Below are 19467 nucleotides of genomic sequence, written 5' to 3'. Positions count from 1 at the left end.
GTCACCCGCTTGGCGCGGCCGAGATCATCCAAGGTAACGTTCTCGAGCTTAATGCCGAGATCTTCTGTTAGGCAGCGGCCACCGGTGAGGACCGCGATGTCTTCCAATATCGCCTTGCGGCGATCGCCGAAGCCCGGGGCCTTGACGGCCGCGACCTTGAGGCCGCCGCGAAGCTTGTTCACGACGAGGGTCGCCAGGGCCTCGCCCTCGATGTCCTCGGCGATGATGAGCAGCGGACGGCCGCTCTGGACCACCGCTTCGAGGATCGGAAGCATCGCCTGAAGGTTCGAAAGCTTCTTCTCGTGGATGAGGATGTAGGGGTCGCTAAGCTCAACCTGCATCTTCTCCGGGTTGGTGATGAAGTATGGCGACAGATAGCCGCGGTCGAACTGCATGCCCTCGACGACATCGAGCTCGAACTCGAGGCCCTTGGCCTCTTCGACGGTGATCACGCCTTCCTTGCCGACCTTCTCCATCGCTTCGGCGATCTTCTCGCCGACGATGGTGTCGCCGTTGGCGGCAATACTGCCGACCTGGCCGATTTCATTCGACCCCGAGACGGGCTTGGAGCGCTTTTTGAGATCCTCGACGACCTTGGTGACGGCAAGATCGATGCCGCGCTTCAGGTCCATCGGATTCATGCCGGCCGCGACCGACTTCATACCCTCGCGGACGATCGCCTGGGCGAGGACCGTCGCGGTGGTGGTGCCGTCGCCGGCGATGTCGTTGGTCTTCGAGGCCACCTCGCGCACCATCTGCGCGCCCATGTTCTCGAACTTGTCCTTGAGCTCGATCTCCTTGGCGACGGTGACCCCGTCCTTGGTGATCCGCGGCGCGCCGAAGCTCTTGTCGATGACGACGTTGCGGCCCTTGGGGCCCAAAGTCACCTTCACCGCGTCGGCGAGGATGTCGACGCCGCGCATGATGCGCTCACGCGCATCGCGGCTGAATTTCACGTCCTTGGCTGCCATCTGGCTACCCTTTCCTATTCTGGAAGTTGACTAAGTTGACACCCTCACTCGCGCGCGAGGGCTGAAAGATCAGCCGACGATCCCGAGGATGTCGCTTTCCTTCATGATGATCAGGTCCTCACCGCCGATCTTGACCTCGGTGCCCGACCATTTGCCGAACAGGATCTTGTCGCCGGCCTTGACGTCCGGCGGAGTGATCTTGCCGTCGTCGGTGCGAGCACCAGAGCCGACGGAGACGACTTCGCCTTCCTGCGGCTTTTCCTGCGCCGTGTCGGGAATGATGATCCCGCCGGCGGTCTTTGCCTCAGCCTCGACGCGGCGGACGAGGACGCGATCATGAAGCGGCCTGAAACCCATGGGTCGTAACCCCTCTTCTCTCTTCAAGTTGAACAAGTCCGTTGGCACTCTAACGATGAGAGTGCCAACGATGCCGCGCATATGGTTGTGCGCCGTTCATCCGTCAACCGGCGCACTCAAGACTTTTGTTGTCAGGCGTGGTCGCGGCGGGTCAGGCCGAGCCGGTCGCGGAGGATCCAGCGCGCCAGCATCAGCGCCGCCACCGCGGCGAGCCCGCTGGCGAGGCCGACCCAAATGCCGACGCCCTTCCAGTCCCGGGCAAAAGCCAGCCAGGCGCCGATCCCGAGGCCGACAACCCAATAGCCGACCAGCGCGAACATCAGCGGCCAGCGCGTGTCGTGGAGGCCGCGCAGCATGCCCGCGCCGATCACCTGCGCCCCGTCGACAAGCTGGAAAGCGGCGGCAATGCGCAAGAAGCTGACCGCGAGGGCGATCACCAGCGCATTCGCGGGCACGTCGTTGAGGAACAAGGTGACCAGTTGGCGCGGAATCGCCCACATCACGAGCGCCATCGCGCCCATAAAGCCGACCCCGAGGACCCAAGCGGTCCAGCCGGCTCGCGCGATTCCGGGTCGGTCCTTGCGGCCAAGCGCCAGGCCCACGCGCACCGTCGCTGCCTGGCCGAGACCGAGCGGGACCATGAAGGTGAGCGCCGCAAGCTGTAGCGCAATCGCATGAGCGGCCACCGCGGGGGCGCCGATCCAGCCCATGAAATAAGCGGCCAGCGCGAACACCCCCATCTCCAACGCCATGGTCAGTCCGATCGGCCAGCCGAGCTTAACCAGCGCAAGCGTGCGCTGGGCATCGAAGCGCCACCAGTGACCGAACAGGTGGAAGCGGCGGAACTGGCGGTCAGCCGAGACAAGGGCGACGAGCGCGCCGCACATGATCAGCCAGGTCAGCGTGCTGCCGATACCGCCGCCTCGCAGCCCGAGCGCTGGCAGGCCGAAATGACCGAAGATCAGCGACCAGCTGAGCAGCGCGTTAAGGGCGATCCCGGCGAGGCTCAGCCACAGGACGATGCGCGGCCGCTCGAGCGCCGAGACGAAATTTCTCAGCAACTGGAACAGCAGCCAGGGCGCGGTGCACCACATGTAGGCGCGAAGGAATGTCTGGCCCTGGCTCGCCAGCTCTTCGGACTGGCCGAAGACGCGCATCAGGTCACCGACGTGCCAGAGGATCAGCCAGTACGGCGGCAGCATGAACAGGAGCAGCCACAGGCCTGCCCGGAACGTGCGCCGCACGTCGCGCACGGCATTGAAACGCTGCCCGAGCGCCGTCGCCATCATCGGCGAGGAGGCGATCAGCAAGCCCAGCATCATCAGATTGAAGGTGAAGGTGAGGTTCAGCGCGAGCGTGGCCGCCGCCAATTGGGTCGCGCCGAGGCGGCCCATGAGCAGGATGTCCGTGGCCTGGATCAGCTGCTGCGTCAGGTTTGCGAGGATGAGGGGCCACGCCAGCGCCAGCGTCGCCCGGAGCTCGTCGCGCCATGCGGCCAAACGTTTGTCTGCAGAGGGCCTTGCCGCATCCATCGCATCGTCATTGCGAGGAGCGCAACGACGAAGCAATCCACGAACCCGAACGATTGAATTGCTTTGCCACGCTCGCAATGACGGTCCTTCTGGGCTAGCCAGCGAAAAGATCATTTTCGAGGCTCGCAATGAAATTCGTACGCGCAATCTGGAAACTGCTAGTCGGCATCAAGGACGCACTTGTTCTCCTCCTGCTGATCATTTTCTTCGCCGGTCTGTACGGCGCGCTGTCGGCGCGGCCGGCGCCGGTCAGGGAAGGCATCCTCAACCTCGATCTCAATGGAAGCGTGGTCGAACAGCCGGCGCGGCGCCAATGGGCCGATGTCGCAAGTTCGGGCAGGCTCGATCAATACCGGCTGCGCGACCTGGTGGCCGCGCTCGACAAGGCCCGCGACGACAGCCGCGTCAAGGCCGTCTCGCTCGACCTCAGCGGCTTCAGCGGCGGCGGCGCGACCGCGATCGGCGATTTGGCCGACGCCGTGCGGAGAGTCCGCGGGTCGGGCAAGCCGGTCATCGCTTATGGAGTCGGCTATACGGACGACAGCTATGCGCTGGCGTCGGCCGCGTCGGAAATCTGGCTCAACCCGCTGGGCGGCGTGCTGATCACCGGACCCGGAGGCTCCAACCTCTATTACAAGGGGCTGCTCGACAAGCTCGGAGTGACCGCCAACGTCTATCGCGTCGGGACCTATAAATCGGCGGTCGAGCCCTTCATCCGTAACGACATGTCGCCCGAGGCAAGGCAGAATTACACCGCGCTCGACCAGGCCCGGCTGGAGACCTGGCGCCAGGAGGTCAAGCTGGCGCGTCCCAAGGCCAACATCGACCTGTTTCTGACCAACATGAATGGAGCGATCGCGGCCGCGGGCGGCGACATGGCCAAGGCGGCGCTGGCCGCCGGGCTGATCGACCGGATCGGCGACCGCCACGCGTTCGAAACGCGCCTCGCGGACCTCGGCGGCGGCGAGGGCAGCGGCGGAGCGCCCTTCCGTGAGGTCAAGCTGGGCTCCTACGTCGCCAATGTCGTCGATCGCAGGCCAAGCGGACCGATCGGCGTGGTGACGATCGCCGGGATGATCGTCGACGGCAAAGCGGGCCCCGGCACGGCCGGCGGCGATACGATCGCCAAGCAGATCGAGGACGGCGTGCGCAACAAGGGCATCAAGGCGCTCGTCGTGCGCGTCGATAGCCCGGGCGGGTCGGTGCTTGCCTCGGAGCGCATCCGCCAAGCGCTGCTCGAGGCCAAGTCGAAGCGAATTCCGATCGTCGTGTCGATGGGGAGCGTGGCTGCTTCGGGCGGCTATTGGGTCTCGACCCCGGCCAACTTCATCTACGCCGAGCCATCGACGATTACCGGGTCGATCGGCGTCTTCGGGGTGATCCCGAGCTTCCAGGGCACGCTCCAGAAACTCGGAGTCGGCGCCGACGGCGTCAGGACGACACCCCTGTCGGGTGAGCCGGATCTGCTCAAGGGTCCGTCGCCCGATGCCAACCGGCTGATCCTGACCGGAGTCGAGGCGATGTACGGACGCTTCCTCAACATCGTCGCGCAATCGCGGCACAAGACCCCGCAACAGGTCGACCAGATCGCCCAGGGGCGGGTGTGGGACGGCGGCACCGCACGCCAGCTCGGCCTGGTCGACGGATTCGGCGGATTCAGCGAGGCGATCGCCAAGGCCGCGCAGCTCGCCGGCCTCGGGAATGAGCGCGGGGTGCGTTACCTCGAGCAGCAGCCAAGCTTCCGCGACCAATTGATCGAAACGCTGGCCGACCGGAACGACGACGACAGTGCCGGGCCGGCCGACGCCTTCTCGATGCTCGCGCACGAGCCCGAGCAGCAGCTGGCGTCGGCAATCACCGAGGTGCGCGCAATCCTGTCGGGACCGAGCATCCAGGCGCGCTGCCTCGAATGCCCGGCGGTCGCCCCCGCGCGCGTCGAGCAGAAGGATCTGACGTGGCTGGAGCTTATTAGGAGCTGGCTGGGCTGACCGGCGTCAGTCGGCGCGCTTCATGAGGTGCGGCGTGCCGTCGGGCCAGACGACCTGATAATTGTTGGCGCCGACGATCCAGGCGGCGTGCATCGGTTGCGGCGCGCTCGACGGCTCCTCACGCATCTCGCCCTGGAATGCGATCCGGCCCCCGGCTTGCTGCGCGGTCCCGTGGCCGACTCCGCCGAGCGAGTTCCAATAGGTGAACGTAATTCCGCCCTCCTCGACACTGTAGACAGTCTCGCCGGCATAGACGGTCTTGCCGGCCACCTGCACATTGTGCCGGTCGCGAATGTGCTCGCCGCCGTAGGCTGCCTCGAAGCAGTGCGTGTCGGTACCGGCGCCGCCTGGAGCATCGCCGCTCCAGCAATGGCCGACGAACGGTGCGAGCGGGCTTAGGGCTGGCTGCGCAAGGGCCGGCTGTGAGGCTGCCGACGCGAAAATCAACAAGGCGATCATTCGAATGCTCCTTAGTGCATGAGGCCGAGAATGAGGCCGAAGAGGGTGAATTGCAGCGTATGGTAGCCGCCGTTGATCAGCCACAGGCCAAGCGGCCGGCGCTCGAATAAATAATTGATGCCGAACGATGCCGCGACCCAGCAAAGGCCTGCGGCAAAGCCCGCGCCGACCGAGCCCGCCAGCGGCATCGAATGGCCAAGGAACATACCGAAGACGTACGCGGCGATCAGGCTGAGCACGAACGTCAGACCGAAGATCACGGCCATGTTGCCGCTCTTGGCCTGCTCGTCGCTCAGGCCGGCAGCCCGCTGCCACGCCTTTGCGAACAGAAATGGCGAGTACCAGATTGCGCCGAGAGCGAGTGACGCCACTCCGCAGACCAACACCGCAACCAGATTAACCTGAGGCATTTCACCTCTCCCCCGTTTGATAAGCCTAAGCGGCGCGCTCCCGCACCGAGATCGCGTCGATGTGCGCCCGCAGCTGCGCGACCGCGCGGTCGAAATGGCCGACGTCCCGGAATGTCCGCGACTGCATGACCCCGCCCTCCATGACGTTGAGCGCGAGCTCTGCGAGTGCGTGGAGGTCGGTGCCATGGCGGAAACGCTCAGCAGCCATGCGCAGGCATCCCTCGACCGCGGCGACCCAGGCGCGGAAATTGACCGCGAGCAGCAGCCGCACCGGCTCGTCCGGCTCATGAAGCTCCAGCGCCAGGCTGCCGATCGGGCAGCCGTATGTGCAATCCGTCTCGATCAGCGCGCGGCGATAAGTGCCGAGCAACGCAAAGATGCGCTCGACGGGGTCATCGACCCCGCTCCAGGCCGGCTCGACCAGCATTGGGCCGATGCCGTCGCGATAGGCTTCGAGGACCGCGATCAGCAGGTCCTGCTTGCCGGGGAAGAAATGATAGAGGCTTCCGCTGTTGACCTGGCTGCGGCTCAATATGTCGGCGATCGAGGTCGAGCCGTAGCCCTTGAGCCAGAACAGCTCCATCGCCGATTCGACAATCCGCTGCCGTGTGTCTTTGACCATTGCTCGTGCTTAGTTGAACGATCAATCAAGTGTCAAGTCGCCCGAAACCGTCATTGCGAGCTTAGCGAAGCAATCCAGCCTCTTTGGGATTGCCGCGTCGCCTTCGGCTCCTCGCAATGACGTTGGCGCTAGATGTGGATCGGCTTTCCGGTCACCGCCATCGCCGCTTCCTTAAGCGCCTCATTGTGCGTCGGGTGGGCGTGGCAGGTGTAGGCGATATCCTCTGAAGTGGCGCCGAACTCCATCGCCTGGACCGCCTGGGCGATCATCGTCCCCGCGACCGAGGCGATCATCCACACGCCGAGCACACGATCCGTCTTGGCGTCGGCGATGACCTTCACAAAGCCGTCGGGCTCGCGGTTGGTTTTGGCGCGGCTGTTGGCGAGCATCGGGAACTTGCCGACCTTGACCTCGCCATGCTCCTTCGCCTGCTCTTCGGTCAGGCCGACGCCGGCGATCTCGGGCATCGTGTAGACGACCGACGGGATGACGTCGTGGTTCACGATGCCGGTCAGGCCCGCGATATTCTCCGCGACCGCGATGCCTTCGTCTTCGGCCTTGTGGGCCAGCATCGGGCCGGGGATCACGTCGCCGATTGCCCACACTCCCGGCACCGATGTGCGGAACTCATGATTGGCGTCGATCTGGCCGCGCGGGTTGGTCTGCAGGCCCGCCTTGTCGAGCGCGAGACCCTCGGTGTTGGGCCTCCGGCCGATCGAGACCAGCACGACGTCGGCCTCGATCGTCTCGGCGGCGCCGCCGTGGGCCGGCTCGACGGTCAGCGTCACCGTGTCGCCTTTGCGTGTCGCGCTTGTGACCTTGGTCGAGAGGCGGAAGTCGACGCCCTGCTTCTTGAAGATCTTGTTGGCTTCCTTGCGGACGTCGCCGTCGAAGCCGGGGAGGATCTGGTCGAGGAACTCGACGACGGTGACTTGAGCGCCCAGCCGCCGCCACACCGAGCCGAGCTCAAGCCCGATGACTCCGCCGCCGATGACAACCATGCGCTTGGGCACCTCGGGCAGCTCGAGCGCGCCGGTCGAATCGACGATCCGCTCCTGGTCGATGGCGATGCCGGGGAGCGGGGTCACCGACGATCCGGTGGCAATGACGATATTTTTCGCCCGCACCGTTCGGTCACCCACCTTGACCGTGTCCGCGCTCTCGAAGCTGGCGCGGCCCTTCAGCCACTCGATCTTGTTCTTCTTGAACAGGAACTCGATGCCCTGCGTCAGGCCCTTCACCGCCTCCTTGCGGCTGCCGTGCATGGTGTCGAGGTCGAGCTCTACGCCGCCGGTCTTGACGCCCCATTTGGCGAGCGTGCCGTGGGCCGCTTCCTCGAACAGCTCCGAGGCATGCAGCAGCGCCTTTGACGGAATGCAGCCGACATTGAGGCAGGTGCCGCCGAGCGTCTCGCGGCTTTCCGCGCAGGCGGTCTTGAGACCCAGCTGCGCCGCGCGGATCGCGGCGACATAGCCGCCGGGGCCGGCGCCGATCACCAGGACGTCGAAATCGTATCCGTCAGAAGCCATTCCAAAACTCCGCTCGCCCTGAGCTTGTCGAAGGGCTGTTTTCTTTGTTCGCCCTCAAGAGAAGGACAGGGCTTCGACAGGCTCAGCCCGAACGGGAGGTGGTTACCCTTACAAGTCGATCAAGAGCCGCGTCGGGTCCTCGATCGCTTCCTTGACGCGCACCAGGAAGGTGACCGCCTCGCGGCCATCGATGATGCGGTGGTCGTAGGAAAGCGCCAGGTACATCATCGGCCGGGCGACGATCTGCCCGTCCTTGACCACCGGCCGCTCCTCGATGCGGTGCATGCCGAGCACTGCCGACTGCGGCGGATTGATGATCGGCGTCGACAGGAGCGAGCCGAACACGCCGCCGTTGGAGATGGTGAAGGTGCCGCCAGTCATCTCATCGACAGTCAGCGTGCCGTCCTTGGCGCGCCTGCCATAGTCGGCGATGGTCTTCTCGATCTCGGCGAAGCTGAGCCTGTCCGCATCGCGCACGACCGGAACGACCAGCCCTTTCGGCGCGGATACCGCGACCGACACGTCGAGATAGTCGTGATAGACGATCTCGTCGCCGTCGAGGCTGGCGTTGACCGACGGCACGTCCTTGGCGGCAAGCGCGCACGCCTTCACGAAGAATCCCATGAAGCCCAAGCGGATGCCGTGCTTCTTCTCGAACAAATCCTTGTAGCGTGTTCGCGCGTCGATGACGGCGCTCATGTCGACGTCGTTGAACGTCGTCAGCATGGCCGCGGTATTCTGCGCTTCCTTGAGCCGGCGGGCGATGGTCTGCCGGATGCGCGACATCTTGACGCGTTCTTCCTTCCGTTGCCCCGCGACAGTTGAAGCCTTCACTTGCGGCGCAGGTGCAGGCTGCGGCGAAGGCGCCGGAGCCTTCGCCTGCGGAGCAATTGCCGGGGACGGCTCTGCACCTTGTGCCTGAGCAGCCGCGATCACGTCGTCCTTCGTCAGCCGGCCGTCCTTGCCGCTGCCGCGGATCCTGGTCGGGTCGACATGATATTCGAGCACCGCGCGGCGAACCGCCGGCGAAAGAGTCGTGACGTGATCCTCGCCCGGCTCCGCGTCGGCGACGGGAGCCGAGGAATCGCCACGAAGCGCGGGTGTTTCGCCAGCGCCGGCGGGATTGGCGGTCGAGGCCGCGGCGGCCTGAGCGGGACTTGGACCAGCCGCCGCCGCGCCGGCGGTTGCACTCTGGTCGATCCGCGCGATGACGGCCCCGACGGCGACATTCTCGCCTTCTTGCACCAGTTGCTCGGTCAGCACGCCGGCGACGGGTGACGGCACTTCGACGCTGACCTTGTCGGTCTCGAGGCTCGCGATCGGCTCGTCCGCGGCGACGGTCTCGCCGGGCTTCTTCAGCCATTGCGCGAGCGTGCCCTCGGTGATCGATTCCCCAAGCGCGGGGACTTCAACGTCAGTGGCCACTTTCTTCCCTTTATTCTGCGGCGACCGTGCCGGGCCGCTCACTGGTCGTTTGCCCGCGGCTTGTCGAGTTGTGACCGAGCGCCGCGGCGATCAGCGCCGCCTGCTCGGCCACATGGCGCTTGGCGAGACCAGTCGCCGGCGAAGCGCTCGCATCGCGGCCGGCATATTGCGGGCGCATTCCGGCGAAGCCCGCATCGGCGAGGCATTGCTCGAGCAGATCCTCGACGAACAGCCACGCGCCATTGTTCTTCGGCTCTTCCTGCGCCCAGACGAGGTCCTGAAGCTTCGGCATCGCTTTCAGGCGCTTGAGCAAAGGCTCCGACGGGAACGGGTATAGCTGCTCGACCCGGACGATCTCGACGCCGAGGTCGCCGGCGGCATCGCGCGCCTCCATCAGCTCATAGGCGAGCTTGCCCGAGCACAGCACCAGCCGCCGGGTCTCGCCCTCGGCAGGCGGGTTGAGGTCGCTCAAGATGCGACGGAAATGGCTGTCGCCGGTGAAGTCGATGAGCTTCGAAACCGCGAGCTTGTTCCGCAGCAATGACTTTGGCGTCATCAGCACCAGCGGCTTGCGGAAGTCGCGGCGCATTTGCCGCCGCAGGATGTGGAAGTAATTGGCTGGGGTGGTGCAATTGGCGACCTGGAGATTGTCGTCGGCGCACAGCTGCAAATAGCGTTCGAGCCGCGCCGAGCTATGCTCGGGCCCCTGCCCTTCGAAGCCGTGCGGAAGCAGGAGCACGAGGCCGCTCGCGCGCAGCCACTTGGCCTCGCCCGCCGCGACGAACTGGTCGATGATGCTTTGCGCGCCGTTGGCGAAGTCGCCGAACTGCGCCTCCCACAGCACCAACGTCTGCGGGTCGGCGAGCGAATAGCCATATTCGAAACCGAGAACGCCGAACTCCGACAGCGGGCTGTCGCGGATCTCGAACCGCGCGCCGTCGACGTGGCACAGCGGGATATATTTGTTCCCGGTCTGCTGATCGACCCACACGGAGTGGCGCTGGCTGAAGGTGCCGCGACCGCTGTCCTGCCCGGACAGGCGCACGCCATGACCCTCGGCCAGCAGGCTGCCGAAGGCGAGCGCCTCGGCGGTCGACCAGTCGAAGCCGTCGCCGCTCGCGAACATCTCCTTCTTCGCATCGAGGATGCGCTGCAGCGTCTTGTGGATCTCAAGGCCTTCAGGGACCGTCGTCAGGATATCGCCGAGACGGCAGGCCTCGTCTTCGGCGATCGCCGTGGGCGTGTTGCGGCGGGCGAGGACCGGCTCGTCGGGGCGGCCGAGCCCAGCCCAGCGGCCTTCGAACCAATCGGCCTTGTTGGGGAGGTATGAGACGGCGCTTTGGAAGTTCTGCTCCAATTGCGCGATATAATCCTGCGTCGCGCGGTCGATCCAGGCCTGGTCGACGACGCCTTCCTCGATCAGGCGCTTGCCGTATATCGCGCTGACGGGCGGGTGCTGCTTGATCGCTGCATACATCAAAGGCTGGGTGAAGCTGGGCTCGTCGCCCTCATTGTGGCCGAACCGGCGGTAGCACCACATGTCGATGACGATGTCGCGGCCGAAGGTCTGGCGGAACTCGGTCGCGAGCTTGCAGCAGAACGTCACGGCTTCCGGGTCGTCGCCGTTGACGTGAAGAATTGGTGCCTGGATACCTTTGGCGACATCCGACGGATAGGGCGACGAGCGCCCGAACTGCGGGCTGGTGGTGAAGCCGACCTGGTTGTTGATGATGAAGTGGATCGTACCGCCGGTGCCGTAGCCCGGCAGTCCCGACAAGCTCAGGCACTCCCACACCACGCCCTGGCCGGCGAAGGCGGCGTCGCCATGAAGCAGGATCGGAAGCACGGTCTTGCCGTGCACGTCGCCGCGGATCGTCTGCACCGCGCGCACCTTGCCGAGCACGACCGGGTCTACCGCTTCGAGGTGCGACGGGTTGGGCAGCAGCGAGAGGTGCACCTTGTTGCCGTCGAACTCACGGTCCGAAGAAGTGCCGAGGTGGTATTTGACGTCGCCCGAGCCGCCGACATCGGCCGGGTTGGTGGCGCCCCCCGCGAATTCGTGGAAGATCGCCTGCGCCGGCTTCCCCATGACGTTGCACAGGATGTTGAGCCGTCCGCGGTGCGACATTCCGACGTCGATCTCGGTGACGCCCATCAGCCCGCCGTACTTGATTACTGCTTCGAGCGCCGGGACTGCACCTTCGCCGCCGTCGAGGCCGAAGCGCTTGGTGCCGACATATTTCCGGGCGAGGAACTTCTCCCACTGCTCAGCGTGGATCACCTTGGTCAGGATCGACTGCTTGCCCTCGGGCGTGAACTGGATCTCGGCGTCCTTGCCTTCCATCCGCTCCTGCAGGAAGCGCCGCTCCTCGACCTCGTTGATGTGCATGTACTCGAGGCCGACATGGCCGCAGTAATTGCGCTGGAGCACCCGAACGATCTCGCGCACGGTCGCCTGCTCGAACCCGAGCGCGCCGCACAGCCAGATCGGCCGGTCGAGGTCGTCGTCGGAAAAGCCGTGATATTCGGCGGTAAGGTCGGCGGGGACTTCGCGCCGCGTGAGGCGTAGCGGGTCGAGGTCGGCGGCAAGATGCCCGCGCACCCGGTAGGTGCGGATCAGCATCATCGCGCGGATCGAATCTTCCGCCGCGCGGCGGATCGCCTCGGGGTCGCTGGTGGTCTGCGCGACGCGCTCCGCGACCGCTGCCTTCACTTTCTCGATCGTCGCCTGGGTCGGATCGAGGCCGAGGTTCAGCTCGTCGAGCTCGGCCGTCGGCCAATTCGGCCGCGCCCAGCTTGGGCCGGGTTCCCGTTCGTCGAAACCGACAAAATCGTTCATGCCGAAACCAGCAACTCCTTGAGCGTCGTGCCCAGTTCAGATGGGCTTGGGCTGACGGTAATTCCAGCCGCCTCCATCGCCGCGATCTTGCTCTCGGCGTCGCCCTTGCCGCCGGAGACGATCGCGCCGGCGTGACCCATTCGGCGGCCGGGAGGCGCCGTGCGCCCGGCGATGAACCCAACGACCGGTTTGCGCCGCCCGCGCCTGGCCTCGTCGGCGAGGAACTGCGCGGCATCCTCCTCGGCGCTGCCGCCGATCTCGCCGATCATGATGATCGACTGGGTCTCGTCGTCGGCGAGAAACATCTCGAGAATGTCGATGAACTCGGTACCCTTGACCGGGTCGCCGCCGATGCCGACCGCGGTCGACTGGCCGAGCCCCTCGTTGGTCGTCTGGAACACCGCTTCATAGGTGAGCGTCCCCGAGCGGCTGACGACGCCGACGCTCCCTTTCTTGAAGATGTTTCCGGGCATGATACCGATCTTGCATTCCTCCGGCGTCAGCACGCCGGGGCAATTGGGCCCGATCAGCCGCGACTTCGATGCCGTGAGCGCGCGCTTGACCTTGACCATGTCGAGCACCGGGATGCCCTCGGTGATGGTGACGATCAGCGGGACCTCGGCGTCGATCGCTTCGAGGATCGAGTCCGCGGCGAACGGCGGCGGAACGTAGATGACCGACGCAGTCGCGCCGGTCTCGGCGACCGCCTCGTGCACTGTGTCGAACACGGGCAAGCCGAGATGCTCGGTGCCGCCCTTGCCGGGGGTGACGCCGCCGACCATCTTCGTGCCGTAGGCGAGCGCCTGCTGCGTGTGGAAGGTGCCGGTCTCGCCGGTCATTCCCTGCGTGATGACCTTGGTGTTGCGGTCGACGAGGATGCTCACGCCACCGCCTCTACGGCGAGGCTGTTGTCGATCTGCCTGCAGGCCTCGAGCAGCTCCTTCACCGCCTCGACGCTGACGTTGAAATTCTCGCGCGCCGTCGCGTCGAGCTCGATCTCAACGATCCGCTCGACGCCGCCTTCGCCAATCACCACGGGGATACCGACATAGAGGTCGTCGACGCCGTACTGACCCGTCAAGTGCGCAGCGGCCGGCAGGACCCGCTTCTTGTCCTTCAGGAAGCTCTCGGCCATCGCGATCGCGCTGGTGGCGGGCGCGTAATAAGCGCTTCCAGTCTTCAGCAGCGCGACGATCTCGCCGCCGCCGCCGCGGGTGCGTTTGACGATGGCGTCGATTTTGTCCTGCGTCGACCAGCCCATCTTGATGAGGTCGGGAATGGGAATGCCGCCAACGGTCGAATATTGGACGATCGGCACCATCGTGTCGCCGTGGCCGCCGAGCACGAAGGCGGTGACGTCCTCGACGCTGACGTTGAACTCCTCGGCGAGGAAGTGCCGGAAACGCGCGCTGTCGAGCACGCCGGCCATGCCGACGACCCGCTTGTGCGGGAGTCCCGAGAATTCGCGCAGCGCCCACACCATCGCGTCCAGCGGGTTGGTGATGCAGATGACGAAGCTTCCGGGCGCATGGTTGCGGATGCCCTCGCCGACCGCCTTCATCACCTTGAGGTTGATGCCGAGCAGGTCGTCCCGGCTCATTCCGGGCTTGCGGGCGATGCCGGCGGTGACGATGCACACGTCGGCGCCTTCGATATCTGCGTAATCCGAACTGCCCCTGAGCTTCACGTCGAAGTCGTCGACCGGCCCCGCCTGGGCGATGTCCAGCGCCTTGCCCTCGGGGATGCCCTCGGCGATGTCGAACAGGACGATGTCGCCAAGCTCGCGCATGGCGGCGAGGTGGGCGAGCGTGCCGCCGATCATTCCGGCGCCGATGAGGGCGATTTTCTTCCGAGCCATGAGGCCGCTTTCCTTGCCTTTGTTGTTGCAGGCCGCGGGGGGAGTCGGCTGCGGTGGAGCGCGGCGACCGATTAGCCGGGTGACATCCAAGCCGCAACCGCGCGTGGGGCACGGTCGGGGCGGCATGAACCCCGACGGAGCGATAGATTAAAAGGCTGTAACGCGGCAACCGCCCCTGCCGCGCGTCGTTCCTTCCTCGGTCCCACAAGGAGAGACTCGAATGATCAAAACATTTCTCGCGATCGGCGCTGGTGCAGTGGCTCTCGGCGCCGTGCCCGCGACCGCCCAACGCTACACGAACCACCGCGCCTGCGATCAGTGGCGCCACGGCCGTTGCGTGTCATGGCACCAGATGACCCGGCGCGAAGCGCGCCAAGCCGGCTATCGCGTCGGGTACAATTTCGGCCCGAACTATTCCTACTCCGACATCGGCGCGCTGCCGCAGCCGGTGGTCACACGCTACCATCTCGGATCGAACTTCCGCTACGTGAACCGGGGCGGCTCCGTGTACGTCGTGAACCCCCGCACCTATCGGGTCGTGCGCGTCATCCCCGGAGGTTGATCGACATCGCCAGACAAGCAGAAAGGCCGCCGGCCCCTCCCCGGCGGCCTTTCTTTTCAGGCGATTGCGTCATTCGCTCTCGATCAGGCTCAGGATATTGCCGTCCGGGTCCTTGAACCACGCGGTCTTGAAGCCTTCCGCGACATGCAAGTCGCCCCGTCTGTCGAGCCCGGGAAGGTCGTAATGTTCGAACATCACGCCCTTTTCCTTGAGCTCGCCGACCTCCTTTTCGATATCGTCGACGTCGAAGTTCAGCGCCGTTGCCTTGTTGGTCCCGGCAAATTCCGAGCGATAGACGTTGATCAGCGTGTCGCCGCTTTTTAGCGTGGCACCCTCACCGCCCCATTCGTCCTTGGTCTTGAGGCCAAGCTTTTCTTCGTAGAATCTGCGCGCCCGGTCGAGGTCCTTCACCGCGATCATCGGCGTCGCATCGGCTTTTCCAAGCATCATCGCTCTCCTTTCCACGCAAGTAACGGGCCGGGCCAAGTGGGGTTGCTCTGTTCGGTCCGGTAACCTTTCCGCTCAACGGACGTTAGTCCGGACAACAAGGATGGTGGACCGATGAAATACGCACTTCTGTTCGCCGGCGCCGCGGCGCTCGGCATTGCCGGCCCGGGGCTTGCGAAGCCAGGCAACGGCCATGGCAACGGGAATGGTCATGGTCACGGCTACAACAGCGCCTACGGCTACGGCGGCGGTGGCTGCCCGCCGGGCCTGGCGAAGAAGCATAACGGCTGCATGCCTCCCGGTCAGGCAAGGAAGCTCGCCCGAGGCCAGCGCTGGCAGAACAGTTACGGCAGCCGCTATGCCTACGGGCAGATTCCGTACAGCCTGCGCAACCGCTACGATCTCAACCCCAACTACCGCTATTATTACGACAACGGCTATCTCTATCAGGTCGATCCGCGCACGCTGCTGGTTCAGCAGGTGATCAGCGCGCTGCTGCGTTAGCGGCCCTGATCGGCAAGAGGAGGGGCTGCCCGGGCGACCCGGCGGCCTTTTCTTTGGCGCGCCGCGCGTGCTAGCGGCATTCGCGAGCAAGGAGTGTCCGCTTGGCCGAATTCACGCTTCCCAAGAACAGCAAGATCGTTCGCGGCCGCGACTATCAGCCCGAGGAAGGCAAACGGCTTAAGACCTTCAAGATCTACCGCTACGACCCCGATACCGGCGCCAACCCGCGCTTCGATCGCTACACAATCGATCTCGACAAATGCGGGCCCATGGTCCTCGACGCGCTGATCAAGATCAAGAACGAGATCGACCCGACCTTGACCTTCCGCCGTTCGTGCCGCGAGGGCATCTGCGGGTCGTGCGCGATGAATATGGAGGGGCGCAACGGCCTCGCCTGCACCACCGCGATCGCCGATCTCAAGGGTGACATCCAGGTGACGCCGCTGCCCCACATGGAGGTGGTCAAGGACCTCGTCCCGGACCTGACGCATGCTTACGCCCAATATGCGCTGATCCAGCCGTGGCTGAAGACCGCGAGCCCGGCACCGTCGCGCGAGCGGCTGCAGTCGCCCGAGGACCGGGAGAAGCTCGACGGGCTCTACGAGTGCATCCTGTGCTTCTGTTGCTCGACAAGTTGCCCGAGCTATTGGTGGAACAGCGACAAGTTCCTTGGCCCCGCGATCCTGCTCCAGGCCTACCGCTGGCTGGCCGACAGCCGCGACGAGGCGACCGGCGAGCGGCTCGACCAGCTTGAGGACCCATACCGGCTGTACCGCTGCCACACGATCATGAATTGCGCGAATGCCTGCCCGAAGGGGCTCAACCCCGCCAAAGCGATCGCCGAGACCAAGAAGTTGATCGCCGAACGGGTCGCGTGAGCGACGATTCCAACGAATTGATGGAGGACGTCGGCCTGCCGCGAGGGGCGACGCCCGACCCCGAAAACCCCGGATGGTTCAGCTGGGGCGACTTCCCGCGATCGAGCTTCGCCGCAGCGACCGGGCGGCTGCTGTTCAAGCCCGATGGACCGGGGCGCGGGATCACCCGAATGTTCCCGACCGAGGATCATATGAACATGGGTGGCTCGATCCATGGCGGCGCGATCATGAGCTTCATCGACATGTCGATGTTCGCCGGTGGCCTGTGCGCCGGAATGGACAAGGCGCATTATGTGACGCTCGATCTCACTACGCACTTCCTCGCCCGCGGCCATGCCGGCTCGCCGCTCGAAGCCCATGTCGAGCTGGTCAAACAGACCCGCGGCCACGCCTTCCTGCAGGGCGTGGTCAAGCAGGACGGGGAGAATTGCTACAGCTTCAGCGGCACGCTGAAGAAGGTGAACCGGCCCAACGGACCATCGTCGCGATGAGTGGACCCGTACGGGTCGCCTACGACGCTCTGATTGCCGCCAATGAACTGAAGCCGGACGAGGCGCAGGCGCGGGCGGTCGCGGCGCTCGATCGCCTTGCTGGAAGCTTTGGGGCCGGCGGGTTCCTGTCGCGGCTGTTCGGATCGAAAAAGGATGGCCCCGCCGGGGTATATCTGTGGGGCGGCGTCGGGCGCGGCAAGTCGATGCTGATGGACCTCGCTTTCGCATACATCGACGTCGAGCCGAAACGGCGCGTCCACTTCGATGAGTTCATGCTCGAAACGCATGCGCGGCTGAGGGTCGCTCGGGAGCGAGAAGAAGGCGATCCGATCGAACCCGTCGCGGAGGAGATCGCCCACGAAGCGAAACTCCTCTGCTTCGACGAGATGCAGATCACCAGCCCGGCCGACGCGATGATCCTGTCGCGCCTGTTTGAAAAACTGATCGAACGCGGGGTGAAGGTGGTCACCACCTCGAACCGGCCGCCGCGCGATCTCTACAAGGACGGGCTCAACCGCGAGCTGTTCATCCCTTTTATCGAGTTGATCGAACAGCGAATGCTGGTGGTCGAGGTGAATGGCCCGACCGACTATCGGCTCGACCGCCTCGCCGGCGTCGAGGTGTGGCATGTTCCCAACGGCCCGGAGGCGACCGCGGCACTGAGCCGCGCCTTCTTCCAGCTCACCGACTATCCGGTCGAGGACCGCGCCAAGGTGCCGTCGGAAGATATCGACGTCGGCGGCGGGCGAAAGCTTCATGTGCCCAAGAGCCTCAAGGGCGTCGCCGTCTTCTCATTCAAGCGGCTGGTGGGCGAACCCCGCGGCGCAGCCGACTATCTGGCCGTCGCCCGGCGCTATCACACCGTAATCGTGGTCGGCATTCCGGTGATCGGGCGCGACATGCGCAACGAGGCGGCGCGTTTCGTCACGCTGATCGACGCGCTCTACGAGCACAAGGTGAAGCTCCTCGCAGCAGCGGACGCGGAGCCCGAGGGGCTTTACCCATCCGGCGACGGCAGCTTCGAATTTCAACGCACTGTCAGTCGCTTAGAGGAAATGCGCAGCGCCGAATATCTTGCCGAGGGACATGGCGTAGCCGCTTGACGCGGCGCGCGCGCAGAGTAGCGTCGCGCAACTTATCTCCGGGGACATCCACAACATGCGTCACTTGATCGCCGCCACCGCGCTCGCCGCGTTTGCTTCCGCCGCTGCGACCGCCGCCGGCCCGCAGCTCACGCCGGCTCAGCGCGAAGCGACCCATGCGATGTTCGAGCACATCGTCGACACACCGACGGTGATCGGGCGCCACAATGTTCCCGCGATGGCGCAATTTGTCGCCGACCAGTTCAAGGCGGCGGGCTTCCCGGCCGCTGATGTCCACGTCCTGCCCTATCATACCGCCAGCGCGACCACCGGTGAGGACGACACCGCGGCGCTGATCGTCCGCTGGCGCGGGGCAAGCCCGACCACCAAGAAGCCGATCCTTTTGATGGGCCACATGGATGTGGTCGAAGCCAAGGCCGAGGATTGGTCGGCGACCGACCCGTTCGAGATGGTCGAGAAGGACGGCTATTATTACGGCCGCGCAACGATCGACATGAAGAACGGGATTACCGCCATCACCCAGGCGGTGATCAACCTCAGGAAGGCCGGCTTCAGGCCGAAGCGCGACATCGTCGTCCTGTTCACCGGCGACGAGGAAACCAACGGCATCGGTGCCACGAACGGCGCTACCCTGTGGCTCGATCTGCTGGGTCACCCTGAATTCGGGCTCAACGCCGACGGCGTCGGGGGCGGGTTCAACGCCGACGGATCACCGGCGGGCATGACCATGCAAGCCGCCGAGAAGACCTTCGCCGGCTATACCTTCACCGTCCGCAACCGCGGCGGCCATTCGTCCAAGCCGCGCAAGGACAATGCGATCTACAGCCTCGCCCATGCGCTTGATAAGCTCGAGGCCTATCGCTTCACGCCCAAGCTGAACGAGACCACCCGCGCTTATTTCACCGCCAAGGCGAAGATGGACAAAGGCCCGCTCGGCGATGCGATGCGGCGCTGGCTTGCCAACCCGAACGATGGCGAGGCCGCCGATTTCATCGAGGCGAGCGAGAGCGAGGTCGGCCTGACACGCACGCGCTGCGTGCCGACGCGGCTGTTCGGCGGCCATGCCGACAATGCGCTGCCGCAGCTCGCGACGGCGATGGTGAACTGCCGGATCTTTCCGGGCGACGATCCCAACGCCATCAAGGCCGAGCTTGAGCGGATCGTCGGCGATCCGACGGTCGTCGTCACCAGGAACGACAATTACGTCGCTTCATTGGCCTCGCCGCTGCGCCCGGACGTGACCGCCGCCTTCACGCACGCCGTGACGACGCTCCACCCGGGCATGCCGGTGTTCCCGGAAATGGCCACCGGGGCGAGCGACGCGCGACCGTTCCGCGTTGCCGGAATCCCGGTTTACGGCGCCAACGGCGCCTGGGTGCAGGTGCCGACCGACTTCCGCGCCCATGGCAAAGACGAGCGCCTTCCGGTGCAAGCCTTGTACGACAATGTCGTCCACTGGCAGATGATGCTGCAGGATCTCGCAGGCAAATAG

The 19467-nt window shown here is 65.2% G+C and carries 19 protein-coding genes; 7 read left to right on the top strand and 12 right to left on the bottom strand.

Annotation, left to right across the window (positions count from 1 at the left end):
• From groEL to ACJ8FR_RS04440, 3 genes are all read right to left on the bottom strand, one after another.
• The coding region (gene groEL, locus ACJ8FR_RS04450; RefSeq protein WP_407827410.1) for a chaperonin GroEL at nt 1–971 on the bottom strand (971 nt) is incomplete at its 3' end.
• A 69-nt stretch (nt 972–1040) separates the two neighbouring features.
• Nucleotides 1041–1328: a co-chaperone GroES gene (locus ACJ8FR_RS04445; protein ID WP_407827409.1), complete on the bottom strand. Its 288-nt coding sequence runs from the start codon at nt 1326–1328 to the stop codon at nt 1041–1043.
• Between the two features lie 131 nt (nt 1329–1459).
• Nucleotides 1460–2827, bottom strand: a complete 1368-nt coding sequence (locus ACJ8FR_RS04440; protein ID WP_407827408.1) for an MATE family efflux transporter — start codon at nt 2825–2827, stop codon at nt 1460–1462.
• A gap of 161 nt (nt 2828–2988) precedes the next feature.
• Between ACJ8FR_RS04440 and sppA the strand changes: the two genes are divergently transcribed.
• Nucleotides 2989–4848 carry a signal peptide peptidase SppA gene (gene sppA, locus ACJ8FR_RS04435; protein ID WP_407827407.1) on the top strand — a complete coding sequence of 620 codons (1860 nt, stop codon included), beginning with the start codon at nt 2989–2991 and terminating at the stop codon, nt 4846–4848.
• A 6-nt stretch (nt 4849–4854) separates the two neighbouring features.
• Here the strand turns inward: sppA and ACJ8FR_RS04430 are convergent, their stop codons facing one another.
• The 8 genes from ACJ8FR_RS04430 to mdh form a co-directional block, all read right to left on the bottom strand.
• Nucleotides 4855–5307 carry a hypothetical protein gene (locus ACJ8FR_RS04430; RefSeq protein ID WP_407827406.1) on the bottom strand — a complete coding sequence of 151 codons (453 nt, stop codon included), beginning with the start codon at nt 5305–5307 and terminating at the stop codon, nt 4855–4857.
• An 11-nt stretch (nt 5308–5318) separates the two neighbouring features.
• Entirely contained in the window at nt 5319–5717 is a 399-nt protein-coding gene (locus tag ACJ8FR_RS04425; RefSeq protein WP_407827405.1) for a DUF1761 domain-containing protein, read from the bottom strand.
• A gap of 25 nt (nt 5718–5742) precedes the next feature.
• A complete protein-coding gene (locus tag ACJ8FR_RS04420; RefSeq protein WP_407827404.1) occupies nt 5743–6339 on the bottom strand; it encodes a TetR/AcrR family transcriptional regulator in 597 nt (198 codons plus the stop codon).
• A gap of 128 nt (nt 6340–6467) precedes the next feature.
• The gene (gene lpdA / locus ACJ8FR_RS04415; RefSeq protein ID WP_407827403.1) at nt 6468–7868 is read right to left on the bottom strand and encodes a dihydrolipoyl dehydrogenase; all 1401 of its coding nucleotides are present in this window, start codon (nt 7866–7868) and stop codon (nt 6468–6470) included.
• Between the two features lie 108 nt (nt 7869–7976).
• Nucleotides 7977–9293 carry a 2-oxoglutarate dehydrogenase complex dihydrolipoyllysine-residue succinyltransferase gene (gene odhB, locus ACJ8FR_RS04410; protein ID WP_407827402.1) on the bottom strand — a complete coding sequence of 439 codons (1317 nt, stop codon included), beginning with the start codon at nt 9291–9293 and terminating at the stop codon, nt 7977–7979.
• Nucleotides 9294–9303: 10 nt separating this feature from the next.
• Nucleotides 9304–12132, bottom strand: coding sequence for a 2-oxoglutarate dehydrogenase E1 component (locus ACJ8FR_RS04405; RefSeq protein WP_407827401.1), 2829 nt, complete (start codon nt 12130–12132; stop codon nt 9304–9306).
• Nucleotides 12129–13016, bottom strand: a complete 888-nt coding sequence (gene sucD, locus ACJ8FR_RS04400) for a succinate--CoA ligase subunit alpha (protein WP_407827400.1) — start codon at nt 13014–13016, stop codon at nt 12129–12131. The genes ACJ8FR_RS04405 and sucD overlap by 4 nt, the downstream gene beginning before the upstream one ends.
• Nucleotides 13013–13990, bottom strand: a complete 978-nt coding sequence (gene mdh / locus ACJ8FR_RS04395; RefSeq protein ID WP_407827399.1) for a malate dehydrogenase — start codon at nt 13988–13990, stop codon at nt 13013–13015. The genes sucD and mdh overlap by 4 nt, the downstream gene beginning before the upstream one ends.
• Nucleotides 13991–14210: 220 nt before the next feature.
• Here mdh and ACJ8FR_RS04390 point away from each other — a divergent pair, with 220 nt between their 5' ends.
• Complete coding sequence (locus ACJ8FR_RS04390) at nt 14211–14552, top strand: hypothetical protein (RefSeq protein ID WP_407827398.1); 342 nt, start codon at nt 14211–14213, stop codon at nt 14550–14552.
• 69 nt (nt 14553–14621) lie between these two features.
• Here ACJ8FR_RS04390 and ACJ8FR_RS04385 read toward each other — a convergent pair whose 3' ends face one another.
• The gene (locus ACJ8FR_RS04385) at nt 14622–14999 is read right to left on the bottom strand and encodes a VOC family protein (protein WP_407827397.1); all 378 of its coding nucleotides are present in this window, start codon (nt 14997–14999) and stop codon (nt 14622–14624) included.
• Between the two features lie 114 nt (nt 15000–15113).
• Between ACJ8FR_RS04385 and ACJ8FR_RS04380 the strand changes: the two genes are divergently transcribed.
• The 5 genes from ACJ8FR_RS04380 (at nt 15114) to ACJ8FR_RS04360 (ending at nt 19467) form a co-directional block, all read left to right on the top strand.
• Nucleotides 15114–15503, top strand: a complete 390-nt coding sequence (locus ACJ8FR_RS04380) for a hypothetical protein (protein ID WP_407827396.1) — start codon at nt 15114–15116, stop codon at nt 15501–15503.
• 101 nt (nt 15504–15604) lie between these two features.
• On the top strand, nt 15605–16381 hold the full coding sequence (locus ACJ8FR_RS04375) for a succinate dehydrogenase iron-sulfur subunit (protein ID WP_407827395.1): 777 nt from the start codon (nt 15605–15607) through the stop codon (nt 16379–16381).
• A complete protein-coding gene (locus ACJ8FR_RS04370) occupies nt 16378–16872 on the top strand; it encodes a PaaI family thioesterase (RefSeq protein WP_407827394.1) in 495 nt (164 codons plus the stop codon). The genes ACJ8FR_RS04375 and ACJ8FR_RS04370 overlap by 4 nt, the downstream gene beginning before the upstream one ends.
• Nucleotides 16869–17975 (top strand): cell division protein ZapE, encoded by a 1107-nt coding sequence (gene zapE, locus ACJ8FR_RS04365; protein WP_407827393.1) that lies wholly within the window; start codon nt 16869–16871, stop codon nt 17973–17975. Before ACJ8FR_RS04370 ends, zapE begins: the two co-directional genes overlap by 4 nt.
• 55 nt (nt 17976–18030) lie before the next feature.
• Nucleotides 18031–19467, top strand: coding sequence for a M20/M25/M40 family metallo-hydrolase (locus tag ACJ8FR_RS04360; protein WP_407827392.1), 1437 nt, complete (start codon nt 18031–18033; stop codon nt 19465–19467).

The organism is Sphingomonas sp., assembly GCF_045810705.1.
Lineage (GTDB): Bacteria > Pseudomonadota > Alphaproteobacteria > Sphingomonadales > Sphingomonadaceae > Sphingomicrobium.
This window is presented reverse-complemented; position numbering and strand designations above follow the sequence as displayed.

Bases quoted from the DNA above. Each gene is read 5' to 3' on its own strand.
- lpdA (WP_407827403.1), bottom strand. From the start codon at position 7,868: ATGGCTTCTGACGGATACGATTTCGACGTCCTGGTGATCGGCGCCGGC.
- sppA (WP_407827407.1), top strand. From the start codon at position 2,989: ATGAAATTCGTACGCGCAATCTGGAAACTGCTAGTCGGCATCAAGGAC.
- ACJ8FR_RS04390 (WP_407827398.1), top strand. From the start codon at position 14,211: ATGATCAAAACATTTCTCGCGATCGGCGCTGGTGCAGTGGCTCTCGGC.
- ACJ8FR_RS04385 (WP_407827397.1), bottom strand. From the start codon at position 14,999: ATGCTTGGAAAAGCCGATGCGACGCCGATGATCGCGGTGAAGGACCTC.
- ACJ8FR_RS04430 (WP_407827406.1), bottom strand. From the start codon at position 5,307: ATGATCGCCTTGTTGATTTTCGCGTCGGCAGCCTCACAGCCGGCCCTT.
- ACJ8FR_RS04425 (WP_407827405.1), bottom strand. From the start codon at position 5,717: ATGCCTCAGGTTAATCTGGTTGCGGTGTTGGTCTGCGGAGTGGCGTCA.
- ACJ8FR_RS04405 (WP_407827401.1), bottom strand. From the start codon at position 12,132: ATGAACGATTTTGTCGGTTTCGACGAACGGGAACCCGGCCCAAGCTGG.
- ACJ8FR_RS04380 (WP_407827396.1), top strand. From the start codon at position 15,114: ATGAAATACGCACTTCTGTTCGCCGGCGCCGCGGCGCTCGGCATTGCC.
- zapE (WP_407827393.1), top strand. From the start codon at position 16,869: ATGAGTGGACCCGTACGGGTCGCCTACGACGCTCTGATTGCCGCCAAT.
- ACJ8FR_RS04445 (WP_407827409.1), bottom strand. From the start codon at position 1,328: ATGGGTTTCAGGCCGCTTCATGATCGCGTCCTCGTCCGCCGCGTCGAG.
- mdh (WP_407827399.1), bottom strand. From the start codon at position 13,990: ATGGCTCGGAAGAAAATCGCCCTCATCGGCGCCGGAATGATCGGCGGC.
- ACJ8FR_RS04420 (WP_407827404.1), bottom strand. From the start codon at position 6,339: ATGGTCAAAGACACACGGCAGCGGATTGTCGAATCGGCGATGGAGCTG.
- ACJ8FR_RS04360 (WP_407827392.1), top strand. From the start codon at position 18,031: ATGCGTCACTTGATCGCCGCCACCGCGCTCGCCGCGTTTGCTTCCGCC.